We start from the raw sequence: 13,081 nt of genomic DNA on the forward strand, positions 1-13,081 counted from the left end.
CATCGTGCTGCTCGACGGAAAACGACTGCTCGTGACCGGCGTCCTCGATCCCCGATCGATCGCCTTCCACATCGCCCGCCTGGCCCAGGAGCAAGGCGCCGAGCTGCTGCTGACGGGCTTCGGGAAGAGCCGGCGACTGACCGAACGCACCGCGAAGAAGCTGGACCCGACCCCGGACGTCCTGGAGCTCGACGTCACCAAGCCCGACGACATCGAGGGGGTCACCAAGGAGCTGCAAGAGCGGTGGGGAGGCCTCGACGGGCTCGTGCATGCGATCGCGTTCGCGCCCGACTCGGCGTTGGGCGGCGGGTTCCTCACCGCCCCGTGGGAGGACGTGGCCCCGGCCTTCCACATCTCGACCTACTCCCTGGCGGCGCTGGGCAGCGCGTTCGCGCCCCTGTTCCGGGAAGCCGACGGCGGGGCGATCATCGGGATGGACTTCGACGCGTCGGTGGCCTGGCCGGCGTACGACTGGATGGGTGTGGCGAAGGCCGGGCTCGAGTCGTGCGCCCGGTACCTGGCCCGTGACCTCGGCCCCGACGGTGTCCGCGTCAACCTGATCGCGGCTGGGCCGCTGAAGACGGTCGCGGCCAAGAGCATCGAGGGGTTCGAGGGGTTCGACCGCTGGGGCGAGCACGCACCGCTGGGCTGGGACAGCGACGACCCGGCGCCGGTCGCGCGGACGGCGTGCATGATGCTGTCTGACTGGGCGGACGGGATCACCGGGGAGATCGTGCACGTCGACGGCGGCGCGCACGCCATCGGCGGGACAGCGGGCTGATGAGCGACTTCAAGCGTCTGGCGATCGTCAACCGCGGCGAAGCGGCGATGCGGCTGCTGCATGCCGTCGCCGAGTACAACCGCGAGCACGGCACCGAGATCCGCACGATCGCGTTCTACACCGACCCTGACGAGGCATCGTGGTACGTGCGCCAGGCCGACGAGGCGTACGGGCTGGGCCCGGCCATGACGTTCGACCCGAACGAAGGTGAACGCCGGCACACGTTCCTGCGTTACGACGTCCTCGCCGACGCGCTCCGGGCCACCGAGGCGGACGCCGCGTGGGTGGGTTGGGGTTTCGTCTCCGAACAGGCGGGGTTCGCCCGGCTGTGCGAGGACGAGCTAGGGATCACGTTCATCGGTCCCCCCGCCGACGTGATCGATCTCATGGGTGACAAGGTCGCCGCCAAACAGCTCGCCGAGGACGCCGACGTCCCGGTGGTGCCGTGGAGCGACGGACCGGTCGACGACGCCGAGGAGGCAGCAGCACACGCCGACAAGCTCGGCTACCCGGTCCTGGTGAAGGCCGCCTCCGGCGGCGGCGGCCGCGGGATCCGGGTCGCAGCCGACCCCGACGAGCTGCGCGACGCGTTCCAGTCCGCCCGAGACGAAGGCCAGCGGACCTTCGGCGACCCGACGGTCTTCCTGGAGCAGATGCTCGGGGACGCCCGCCACGTCGAGGCGCAGATCATCGCCGACCGCCACGGCAACGTCTGGGCGGTCGGGGTGCGCGACTGCAGCGTGCAGCGGCGCAAGCAGAAGGTGCTGGAGGAATCGTCGTCGACGGCGCTGTCACCCGAACAGGACCAGGAGATCCGTGACGCGGCGGCGCGGATGGCCAGCGCCGCCGGGTACACCAACGCCGGGACGATCGAGTTCCTGTTCGAACCCGAGCGACAGCGGTTCTGCTTCATGGAGGTCAACACCCGGCTGCAGGTGGAGCATCCGGTCACCGAGCTGGTCACCGGCCTGGACCTGGTCAAGCTGCAGCTGCACGTCGCACGGGGCGGGCGCCTCGAAGGCGAGCCGCCGCCGACCAAAGGCCACGCGATCGAGGCGCGCCTGTACGCCGAGGATCCCGAGAACGACTTCAGTCCCGCCCCTGGCCGGGTCGCCGAACTGCGTTTCCCCGCCGGTCCAGGGATGCGGGTCGAAACCGGCGTCACGCAGGGCGACGAGATCGCGACCGACTACGACGCGATGATCGCGAAGATCATCGGCTACGGCAGCGACCGTGGCGAGGCGATGGCGCGCCTGCGCCGCGGACTGTCGCAATCGTTGGCGATCATCGACGGTGGGGCGACCAACAAGGGGTTCCTGCTGAGCCTGGTCGACCACCCCGACGTCGTGGAGGGCCAGCTCGACACCGGTTGGCTGGACCGGCTGACCGAGGAGGGCGGGTTCCTCCCGGAACCCGCCGCCGCGGCGGTCCTGCTGGCTGCGGTGGAAGGCTACGAGGTCGAGCACGAGGCCGACCGCACGAACTTTCACGCGTCGGCGAGGCGGGGGCGGCCCGAAGCCGAACCCGGGACTGGCAAGAGCATCGAACTGCGCTACCGCGGGACGTCCTACCGCACCACCGTGTACCGGCTCGGGGCACGCGCCTACCGGGTCGACACGCCGGATGGTCACGTCAGCGTGGAACTCGATCGGTTGGGCCGGTACGAGCGGCGCCTGACCTACGACAAACGGCACATCAAGGCGGTCGCCGACGTGCAGGGCCCCACCTACAAGGTCGAGATCGAAGGGGTTCCCCACCGCGTGACACGCGACGAGGGCGGCGTCATGCGCTCCCCGTCACCAGCGGTCGTGATCTCCCTGGCCGTGTCACCCGGCGACCGCGTCGAAGCCGGCCAGACGGTCTGCGTGCTCGAGGCGATGAAGATGGAGACCGCGGTCGAGGCGCCGTACGCCGGCCGCGTGCGCTCGATCGACGTCAACGAGAACGTCCAGGTCGACGCCGGCGCCATCCTGGCCCGGATCGAACGCGAGGAAGAGGAACAGGAGAGCCCCGAGGAACGGGTCCAGTTCGCGGCCGACTCGGCCACCCGGTTCGACGGGGAATCCCCGGCGGCACGCGCACAGCGTTTCTTCGACCGCCTCCGCGCCTACTTGTTGGGCTACGACCTCGACCAGGACGAGGTCGACGAGCTGTTCGCACAGCAAGAAGCCGTCTGTGCGGCGCTGCCGCAGGGTGACCCGGAGCTGCTCGCCCGCGAGGACGAGGTGCTCGCGATCTTCGCCGACCTCGGTGCGCTGTCGCGCCGCCAACCGGACCAGACCACCGAGGGAGAACTGGTCCGCAGCCCCCAGGAGTACCTGTTCACCTACTTGCGGTCCCCCGACCGCGCCGAGGAGCTGCTTCCGCGCTCGTTCCTCGACCGCCTGGAACGGGCGCTGGCGCGCTACGGCGTCGACGGGCTGGAACGCACACCGGAGCTCGAAGACGCGCTGCTGTGGATGTTCCGTGCGTTCAGGCGTATCCAGGACCTGACCCCCACGATCGACACCATCCTGGAACGCCACCTCGAGCACCGCGCCCCCGTGGCGCGCGACGACGACGACTACCGGGCTCTCCTCGACCGCCTGATCTCCGTGGCGCAGGGTCGCTACGAGACGGTCAGCGACCTGGCGCGGGAGGTGCGTCACCAGGCGTTCGACCGGCCGCTGCTGGAGGAAAAACGCGAAGAGACGTACGCGCAGATGGAGGAGGAGGTGGCGGCGCTGGCCGCCGACCCGGACCCCGATCAGCGTGAGCAGCACCTCGAGCGGCTGGTGCATTGCCCACAGCCACTGCGCGGACGGCTCCTGCGGTGGTACCAGGAGTCGGATGGGGAGCTGCGCGAAGCGGTCCTGGAGGTCCGCGCCCGTCGCTACCACCGTGCCCGCCACCTGCGTGATCTCCACGTGGAGTGGTTCGATGACCAGCCGCTGGCGATCGCCGACTACGAGCACGAGGACGAGAGCTACCACCTGGTGGTGGCCTACGCCCACGACGACGGGTTGGTGGGCGTCGCCGACCGGGTACGGCGTCACATCGCCGAGGTCGACCCCGACCGGGCGGTGGTGGTCGATGTCGCCCTGGCACGGCCGGGTCCCAAGCGCGACGGTGACGTGATGGCCGAGGAGGTCCGCGAGCAGCTCGCGGACGTCGACTTCGGACGTCGACTGCACCGCCTCGACGTGATGGTGACCAGCAGCGGGCCGGGGCCCGAGCACCGCCGCACGCAGCACTTCACGTTCCGTCAGGACGACGACGGTTTCCACGAGGAGACGCTGTACCGCAACCTCCACCCGATGCTCGGCAAGCGCCTGGGGCTGTGGAGACTGTCGAACTTCCAGATCCGGCGGCTGCCGTCGGTCGAGGACGTGTACCTGTTCCACGGTGTGGGGCGAGACAACGAGAACGACGAGCGCCTGTTCGCGCTGGCGGAGGTCCGCGACCTCACGGCGGTCACCGACGACGACGGGGACGTCGTCTCCCTCCCGCACCTCGAGCGGATGCTGATGGAGGCGCTGTCGGGCATCCGTCGCTTCCAGACCCGACGCCCACCGGGTGAACGCCTGCTCAACAACCTCGTCATGCTGCACATCGAGCCGCCGCTCGACTTCCCAACGAGCGTGCTGCGCGACCTCGCCCGTGAGCTCGCCCCCGCCACGGTGGGGCTCGGCCTGGAGAAGGTGATCGCGTTCGGTCGTACCCGCGACCCCGCCAGCGGTGAGACGCAAGAGATCGAGCTCCACATCGAGAACGTGGCCGAGACCGGCATCGTGGTCCGCGAGGAGGAACCGTCCGACGAGCCCATCCCGACCTTGTCGGAGTACCGCCAGCGGGTCCTCAAGACCCGCCGCTACGGCTCGGTCTACCCGTACGAGCTGATCGACCAGCTCACGCCACGCGACGAGGCGGTGTCGGACTTCCCACCCGGCAGCTTCACCGAGCACGACCTCGACGGGGACGGGCGCCTGGTCCCGGTCGACCGACCCTACGGGCAGAACGAGGCCAGCATCGTGGTCGGCCTGATCCGCAACGTCACCGAGGCGGTGCCCGACGGGATGGAACGGGTCATGGTTCTCAGCGACCCGTCGATGAGCTTGGGGTCGATGGCCGAGGCCGAGTGCAGGCGACTGATCGCCGCGCTGGATCTGGCCGAGTCGCGGCAGGTTCCTGTCGAGTGGTTCGCGGAGTCGTCCGGAGCGCGCATCGCGATGGACACCGGCGTGGAGAACATGGACTGGATCGGGGGGGTGCTGCGCCGCATCGTCGAGTTCACGCAGGGCGGCGGCGAGCTGAACATCATCGTGACGGGCATCAACGTCGGCGCCCAGCCGTACTTCAACGCCGAAGCGACCATGCTGATGCACACCGCGGGGATCCTGATCATGGTCCCCGACAGCGCCATGGTGCTCACCGGGAAGCGGGCGTTGGACTTCTCCGGGGGTGTCTCGGCCGAGGACAACATCGGCATCGGCGGCTACGAGAGGATCATGGGCCCCAACGGCGAGGCGCAGTACTGGGCGCCGAGCGTGGAGGCCGCCTGCCAGCTGCTGTTCCGCCACTACGACCACACGTACGTGGTGCCCGGGGAGCGCTTCCCGCCTCGGGTGCAGACCTCCGACCCCCACGACCGCGACATCCGCGACTTCCCACACGAACAGGTGGAGGGCTCGGACTTCGACCGGGTCGGAGAGATCTTCTCCGACGAACGCAACCCCGAGCGGAAGAAGCCGTTCGCGATCCGGTCGGTGATGCGTGCGGTCAGCGACCAGGATCGCGAACCGATCGAGCGCTGGTTCGCCTGGCGCGACGCCGAGGGCGCCGTGGTGTGGGACGCCCACGTGGGCGGCATCCCGGTGTGCATGCTGGGGTTCGAGTCGCACACGTTGCCCCGCTACGGCTTCCTGCCCGCCGATGGGCCATCGGCGTGGACGTCGGGGACACTCTTCCCGCAGTCGTCGAAGAAGGTGGCCCGCGCCATCAACGCCGCTTCCGGCAACCGGCCCGTGGTGGTGTTGGCCAACCTGTCGGGCTTCGACGGGTCGCCGGAGTCGATGCGCAAGTGGCAGCTGGAGTTCGGCGCGGAGATCGGCCGTGCGGTGGTCAACTTCCGTGGGCCGCTCGTGTTCTGCGTGATCTCGCGGTACCACGGCGGTGCGTTCGTGGTGTTCTCCAAGTGGCTGAACGAGGGGTTGGAGGTCGCCGCTGTGGAGGGCTCGTACGCGTCGGTGATCGGCGGGACGCCGGCAGCCGCCGTGGTGTTCTCCAGGGAGGTGGATCGCCGCACGCACGAGGACGAACGTGTCGCGTCGCTGCGTCGGGAGCTGGAGGAAGCCCCGGAGGGGGAGAAGGCGAAGCTGCAGACCGAGCTCAACGAGGTCGAGGAAGAGGTCCATGCCGAGAAGATGCGCGAGGTGGCCAACGAGTTCGACAGCATCCACAGCATCGAACGCGCGCGGGACGTCGGCTCGGTGGATCACATCATCGCCCCCGCGGAACTGCGGCCGTACGTGATCGATGCGGTCGAGCGCGGCATCGCCGCCACACGCGAAGGCAGGTGACGCCCGTCACCGACCGCGTGACCCCGCGTTCCCGTCGTCGGGCGCGAGGTGACCCTCGGCGACCGCCGCGTCGATGACGTTCTGGGCGTGATCCCACAGCGCCGGGGCCGCCTGGTGCGTGTGCCGGTTGCGGGCACGGACCTGCCCGGCCCGGATGCCGTGCTCGCGCCACGCCACGCCACCGGAGGCGTGGTTGAGCAGGATCGGCTGGAGCCGGTCGATCGCAGCTGCGAACCGTGCATCGGGGCTACGACCGGCTTCGAACTCGTCCCACAGCGCACGCCACTCGGCGGCCTGGTCGTCAGGCAATAGCGCGAACAACCGGTCAGCCGCGCCCTGCTCGCGGGTCTCCTTGCTGACACGAGCCGCGGAGTCGTAGGCGAAGGTGTCCCCGGCGTCGATCTCCACCACGTCGTGGATCAGCAACATCCGGATGACCCGCGCCACGTCGACCGGCTCGGCGGCGTGCTCCGCCAGGACGGCCGCGAACAGGGCCAGGTGCCACGAGTGCTCGGCGGAGTTCTCACGCCGGGAGCCGTCCGCGATCGTGCTACGGCGCACCACGTGCTTGAGCCGGTCGGCCTCGAGCAGGAAGGCAACCTGGTCGTCGAGCCGGGCGGCGGCCGCGTCGCCCGGACCGGCCTCAAGCACTGTCACGCTGGTAGAGGCCGGTGAGCTTGCCGACCGCGATGACGTTGCTTCGCAGCGCGTCGTGCAACTGCTGGGCACTGAAGTCGTTGTCCAGGGAGAGTCCCGCGCCCGAGGCGAACACCGTGAGAACGTACCGGTGGGGCTGGTCCCCGGACGGAGGACACGGTCCGCGGTAGCCGCTGGTGGCGAAGTCGTTGACGCCGACGACCGCGCCAGTGGGGATGGCGTTCTCGTCGAGGCCCGTGCTGGCCGAGTCGATCCCGGCCATCATCCAGTGAACGAACGTGCCGCCGGGCGCGTCAGGGTCCTCACAGGACAGCGCCAACTCGACGGTGTCTCCCGGGATGCCCCGCCACGCCAACGCCGGGGCCAGGTCCTCACCGTCGCAGGTGAAGCGCCGCGGCATCGGATCGTGGTCCTGGAACGCCGCGCACGTGAGATAGATCGTCTCGGGTGCGTCACCCGCGGCGGCCGACGGCGTCACATCGGCCATGGTGGTTGTCCCTCCTGCCCGGTCGTCCCCAACCTGCGTGGTCCGCGCCGGCTGTGCAGCGACCGTTCGGGCAGGGAGGCTGACGCCCGCGTCCACCGGGATGCGCGGATACGGCCGCGGCGCTCAGGGCCGGTGCTCGGCCAGGAAGCTCTCGACGGCCGCGAGCAGCCGGTCACCGGTCAACAGGGCCGGATCGTTGTGGTCAGCGCCCGCGATCTCCACGAAGCGCTTGGGCCCGGCGGCCACCTCGTACACCCGCCGGCTCTGGTCGGGCGGCACGATGTCGTCACGTTCGCCAGCGACGACCAGGACCGGTACCGCGACCTCGGCCACGTGGTCGACGGTGGCGTACCGGTCGCGCAGGAACCAGTCGGGCACGACCGGGTAGTGCACGCGCGCGACCTCGGCCAGCGACACGAACGGTGAACGCAGGATCAGGGCCGCCGGCGGCGTCTCGGCCGCCAGTGCCGCGGCGACCGCCGCCCCCAGGGACTCGCCGAAGTAGACCGTCCGGCGGACGTCGCCGCGGGCGTCGAGCCAGGCCCGAGCCGCCCGCGCGTCGGCCAGGAGGCCGCGCTCGGTCGGACGGCCGGGGTTCCCGCCGTATCCCCGGTAGTCCACCAGCAGCGCCGACAGGCCGAACTGGGCCAGGGCCGACGCGAGCGGGGCGCGCCCCGACCGGTTGCCAGCGTTGCCGTGCAGGACCATCACCGCCACGGTCGCGCCGGGCACGGGCAACCACCATGCAGCCAGCCGCAGACCATCCTCGGTCGCCAGCGTGACGTCCTCGGCGCCTGCCAGCACGTCCGCCACCGACGGGAGCCGCTGGGTGGGCAGGTACACCAGACGCCGCTGGCCGAGCCAGGCGGCACCGACGAACGCGGCCGCCGCCCCGAGCAGCCCGCCGATCACCCCCATGTCAAGCGACCCTAACGGCGCGAGGCGAGCCGGCGTGGTCCGTCCACCACGCACCTTGTGTTCGCCGCGCCCGACTGCAAGCGTGGAGTCATTCGTGACGACAAGGAGCTTGCATGCCCTGGGATCTCACCATCGAACTCCCCAACCAGCCGGGCACGCTGGCGGACGTGGCCGAACAGTTGGCCGCCGCCCGCATCAACATCGAAGGGGTCGCCGCCGTCCCGGTCGGTGCGCACTCCGAGGTCCACTTCCTCGTCGATGAACCGGGCGAAGCACGTCAGGTCCTGGAGGAGTCCGGGATCCCGGTGCTCCACGACCGGGAGGTGCTGGTCATCGACTGCCCCGACCGGCCCGGCGAGCTGGCTGCGCGCGCTCGCGCACTGGGCAACGCCGGGATCAACATCGACATCCTCTACATCGCGACCCGAACCCGACTGGTCATCGGTGTGGTCAACGTCACCGAAGCAGCAGCGGCGCTGCCGGACGCCTGAGCTGCCGTCCCCGGCCCCGACCCCGAGCCTGACCGACGGGGCTTCTGGCGGGCCGACGCGATCAGGCCGCTTCGGGATCACCGCAGCAGGCCGTGCGGGTCGGTGCGCAGCGGCCGGGCGCGGTCGGGGCGGCTGCCCGGGCTCGGCTGGTAGTCGGGGGCGCCGATGGCGGTGACCAGCATCGGCTCGGCGTCGGTCCCGAACGTGCGCCGGACCTCGTCGTCGTAGAACGTCAGGCCGGTGCCGCCAGCGCCGAGCGCGAAGGACGCGAGCTGCAGCCGCCCCGCCGCGATCCCGGCTTCGAGCTGCACGACGCGGTAGGCGCGTGCTCCTCCGGCCTCCAGGAGCGGATCGAGCGTGGCGCTGTGGAAGGTGGTGAAGGCAGAGGAGCCGCCCAGCGGCTGGTCGAGGCAGAGGTGCGCCGTGCGCCTGCGGTCGATGTCGACCGGGAGGCGCTCGAGCCCCGCGGCGGTCCAGCGGTAGGCGCCCGCGTCGACGCCGGTGACGGCGTGGACGGCCACCAGGTGCTCTGCCCACCCGGCACCGGCGTCGGCCGTGTCGCGTCGGGGCGGCCGCGCCGCGACCGTCAGCCCGAAGTCCAGCAGGTCGCGGGGGACGTCCGCGTCCAGGTCGAAGCGTCGGGTCGATCCGCGGCGCAGGATCACCTCCTCCACCGTCCCTACGGCGGTGTCGGGGACACCCGGCGTCGCGGACGCAAGCTCGGGGGCGCGCTGGCTCAGGTGGCGACGCCAGTCGCTGACCGCTTCGCGGTCGGCGAGATCGCCGGCGTGGTGGGCCGCGAGTGCGTCGGGTTCGGGGATCTCCTCGCGCGACAGCGGCGTGACCGCGTGTTCGACGAGCGCCAGCTCGCGGTCGGGTGCGCTCCGATCTCCGTGCGGACCGACCGGCACGACGGCGAGCGGCAGCTCCGTGAAGGGTGTGGGCGGACCCAGTCCGAGCAGGTGGCTGACCCGCTCGTCGACGAAGCCGGTCACGACCTGCAGCGGCCACCCGGCCGCGCCGGTCGCCACGGTTGCGTTGGACAGGATGGTGCCGGCGTCCCAGAACAGGTGGCGGTACCCGCGCGCCCCGTACTTCCAGGTGGTGCGCCACGGGATGCCGGTAAGGACCAGGCTGAGCGGGGCGCGGGCCACCTCGTCGGAGGCTGCAGCGCGTGACAGGGCGCCGCGGACGTCGCCGTCGCGGAGCCGGTGCAGCGCGAATGCGATCGGTTCGAGGTGGTACAGCCCCGCGGGCAGGCCCGGCAGGTCCGCGCAGGCGACGTACACCTCGATCGGGTACAGCGCGCCGGCTGACGGGGCAGCGCGGAACGCCACCGTCTGCTCGGGGAACCGCATCGTCCTGGTGACGCCGGCGGACAGGAACAGCAGCCGAGCCAGCGCACGTACATCGACGGGGCGTGGCTCGGGTGCAGCCTGGCCGGCCAGCACCGCTGCGGCACCGAACTCCGGCTCGTCCCAGTCGACCGGGAGGGCAGTCGGCTCGAGCTGCGGGTACCGCTTGGCGGGCAGCGGCCGATTCGACGGATCCATGCGCCGGGCACCGGAGTGCACGCTGACCGGGGAATGCTTGGTGCGGTCGTGGAAGTCCCGTGCCACGTCTGCGCTCATGGCCAGACCGTAGTCGCACGATGTCTCACTCCAGCGATGTCGCAGCAGGTCGACGCCGGCTGCTAGACCAGCGCCGTGCCGACCGAGCCCCGCCCCGCCGCCCCCGCGTCGCTCGTTCCGGCACTGACGTTCCTCAGCGCGGTGCGTCTTGTGACCAACACGGGTTACCGGTTCCTGTACCCGTTCCTTCCGGTGGTGGCCCGCGGGCTGGGCGTCTCGCTGGAACGCGCCGGGCTGTTGATCTCCGGCTTGTCGCTGGCGGGCCTGACCACCCCTGCGGTGGCCGCGCTCAACGCCCGGAGAGGCGAACGTCATCGTCGACTCGCCACGGTGGGGCTGCTTGCGTTCGCAGCCGGGGCTGCTCTGGCGGCGGCGACCACCGTGTACGTGGCGGTGCTGGCAGGCTTCGTGCTGCTCGGAGCCGCGAAGCCGGTCTACGACGTGGCCGCCCACTCCTACCTCGCTGAACGCACCCCGTACGCGCGACGCGCCCGGATCCTGGCTGTCATCGAGCTGACCTGGGCAGGGGCGCTGCTGATCGGCGCACCGGCGACGGGATGGCTGATCCACCGGGCGGGTTGGCGTGCGCCGCTGTGGGTGTTCGCCGCACTGGGAGGCCTCTCGCTGGTGGCCGTCCCGTGGGCGCTGGACCCGGACCGCCCGGAAGCCGAGCCCGGGACCCGGACCGCCCTGATCCTGGATCGCAGCAGCGTCGCGCTGCTGGTCGTCACCACGCTGTTCAGCTACGGCGCCGAGGTCACGTTCGTGGTGTTCGGGGCGTGGCTGGAGCGCGACTTCGGCGTGTCCGTGCTCGGGCTCGGGGCGTTGTCGACGCTGATCGGAGTGGCCGAGCTGCTGGGGTCGAGCGGCGTGGTCGCCTTCGGCGACCGGATCGGGAAGCGCCCCTCGGTCACGTGGGGTCTGCTCCTGGCGATCGTGGGGTTCGCGGCTCTTCCGTTGACCGACGACCTGGCCCCCGGTCTGGCCGCACTGGCGCTGGCGCTGTTCGGATTCGAGTTCACGATCGTGTCGGCGATCCCGCTGGCGAGCGAGGCTCATCCCCAGGCACGCAGCCGCTACCTCGCCCTGATGGTCGCCGCGATCTCGCTGCCGCGGGCGGTTGCGGCCGCCACCGGCCCGGCGCTGTTCACGCGTGTGGGGCTGGCCGGGAACGCCGCAGTCGCGGTCGGCGCCAACCTGGCTGCCCTGATGGTGCTGCGCCGGTTCGTTGCCGACCGCCCCCCCGAGGGTGGCGACGGGACGTGAGCCGCCCGGGCTCGGTGACGTGCCGGGTGTGCGACGTGTCAGACGTGTTCGGTGTCGCGCGGGTCGCGGAGCTCGCCGAACTCCAGCAGTCGGGTCACGTCGGCCGGTGAGATGATCCCGATGATCTCGCCGCCGTCGACCACGATGACCCGCCCGTCCGCGCAGCCGCGCATGCGTGGAAGCACGCTGGTCAGGGTCTCGTCAGGGTCGGCGGTGGGGACGTCGCCGGGGTCACACGCGACCGTGCGGATCGACGTCCGTCCACGTTCCTCGGCAGGGACACGCTTGACCCGCCGCAACGTGACGATGCCCGCGGGGCGCCCCTCCTCGTCGACCATCGGGAAGGTGGAGTGGCGGTGTGCGAAGACGTAGTCGTCGAGGAACCGCTGGACGTTCAGGCTGCGCGGCACCACGACCGGGTCGGCCGTCATCGCATCCCGCACCGTGAGGCCCCCCAGGGCTCCCCGCAGCCGGGCGTGTTGCTCCTCACTGCCGGCCGCGGTGATCAGGAACCAGCCGATCAGCATCAGCCAAAGGCCTCCGATCCCCAACCCGAACGCGAACTCTGCGAGCCCGAGCGCGATCAACGCCCACCCGAAGGCCTTCCCGGCACGTGCGGCGGTGATGGTGGCGCTGAGACGGTCCCGACGGCGACGCCACAGGAACGCGCGGAGGATGCGGCCGCCGTCCAGCGGCGCCGCCGGGACCAGGTTGAAGATCGCCAGCGCGACGTTGATCGCCGACAGCCACGAGAAGACGCCGCCGACGATGCCAGCTTCCCCCATCCCGACCAGGACGAACACGACGAAGAACACGACAGCGACGATGATGCTGACCAGCGGACCGACCCCCGCGATGCGCAGCTCCGCACCCGGATCGGCTGCCTCACCACCGAGGCGAGCCACACCGCCGAACAGCCACAGCGTGATGCCCTCCACTTCCAACCCGTTGCGCTGCGCGACGATCGCATGTGCGACCTCGTGAGCCAGCAGCGACAGGAAGAACAGGACGGCGGCGACCCCTCCGGCCACCACGTACGTGACGGTGGACTGCTCCGGGTACGCCGCCGGGAACCGCCCGGCGGACAGGACGAACCAGATCAACGCGAAGATGGCGAGCACGCTCCAGTTGATCCCGACCGCGACGCCCGCGATGCGACCCAGCCGCAGGCTCTCCTCCATCGCTCCTCCCACGAGCGGGTGCAGCAACCCTACGGTAAGGCAGCTCGATCGCAGGCACGACGGACGGTCGGGGCGTCCCGTCGAGAGGGAGGGTGGTCCCCGTACCGTGGA

The 13,081-nt window shown here is 70.9% G+C and carries 9 protein-coding genes; 4 read left to right on the forward strand and 5 right to left on the reverse strand.

What is annotated here, in order from left to right; translation table 11 throughout:
- Nucleotide 1: 1 nt before the first annotated feature.
- Nucleotides 2–781, forward strand: coding sequence for an enoyl-ACP reductase FabI (gene fabI / locus KY462_10860; GenBank protein MBW3578219.1), 780 nt, complete (start codon nt 2–4; stop codon nt 779–781).
- Complete coding sequence (locus KY462_10865) at nt 781–6,339, forward strand: ATP-grasp domain-containing protein (GenBank protein ID MBW3578220.1); 5,559 nt, start codon at nt 781–783, stop codon at nt 6,337–6,339. The genes fabI and KY462_10865 overlap by 1 nt, the downstream gene beginning before the upstream one ends.
- 6 nt (nt 6,340–6,345) lie before the next feature.
- Here KY462_10865 and KY462_10870 read toward each other — a convergent pair whose 3' ends face one another.
- From KY462_10870 to KY462_10880, 3 genes are all read right to left on the reverse strand, one after another.
- A complete protein-coding gene (locus KY462_10870; protein ID MBW3578221.1) occupies nt 6,346–6,996 on the reverse strand; it encodes an HD domain-containing protein in 651 nt (216 codons plus the stop codon).
- On the reverse strand, nt 6,983–7,483 hold the full coding sequence (locus tag KY462_10875; protein MBW3578222.1) for a YbhB/YbcL family Raf kinase inhibitor-like protein: 501 nt from the start codon (nt 7,481–7,483) through the stop codon (nt 6,983–6,985). The genes KY462_10870 and KY462_10875 overlap by 14 nt, the downstream gene beginning before the upstream one ends.
- 123 nt (nt 7,484–7,606) lie before the next feature.
- The gene (locus tag KY462_10880; GenBank protein ID MBW3578223.1) at nt 7,607–8,401 is read right to left on the reverse strand and encodes an alpha/beta hydrolase; all 795 of its coding nucleotides are present in this window, start codon (nt 8,399–8,401) and stop codon (nt 7,607–7,609) included.
- A 113-nt stretch (nt 8,402–8,514) separates the two neighbouring features.
- Between KY462_10880 and KY462_10885 the strand changes: the two genes are divergently transcribed.
- On the forward strand, nt 8,515–8,892 hold the full coding sequence (locus KY462_10885) for an amino acid-binding protein (GenBank protein ID MBW3578224.1): 378 nt from the start codon (nt 8,515–8,517) through the stop codon (nt 8,890–8,892).
- Between the two features lie 77 nt (nt 8,893–8,969).
- Here the strand turns inward: KY462_10885 and KY462_10890 are convergent, their stop codons facing one another.
- Nucleotides 8,970–10,523, reverse strand: coding sequence for a SagB family peptide dehydrogenase (locus tag KY462_10890; protein ID MBW3578225.1), 1,554 nt, complete (start codon nt 10,521–10,523; stop codon nt 8,970–8,972).
- A 150-nt stretch (nt 10,524–10,673) separates the two neighbouring features.
- Between KY462_10890 and KY462_10895 the strand changes: the two genes are divergently transcribed.
- Nucleotides 10,674–11,789: an MFS transporter gene (locus KY462_10895; GenBank protein ID MBW3578226.1), complete on the forward strand. Its 1,116-nt coding sequence runs from the start codon at nt 10,674–10,676 to the stop codon at nt 11,787–11,789.
- A gap of 38 nt (nt 11,790–11,827) precedes the next feature.
- Here the strand turns inward: KY462_10895 and KY462_10900 are convergent, their stop codons facing one another.
- A complete protein-coding gene (locus tag KY462_10900) occupies nt 11,828–12,970 on the reverse strand; it encodes a site-2 protease family protein (protein MBW3578227.1) in 1,143 nt (380 codons plus the stop codon).
- Between the last annotated feature and the right edge of the window lie 111 nt (nt 12,971–13,081).

It is taken from the genome of Actinomycetota bacterium (genome assembly GCA_019347675.1).
Lineage (GTDB): Bacteria > Actinomycetota > Nitriliruptoria > Nitriliruptorales > JAHWKO01 > JAHWKW01.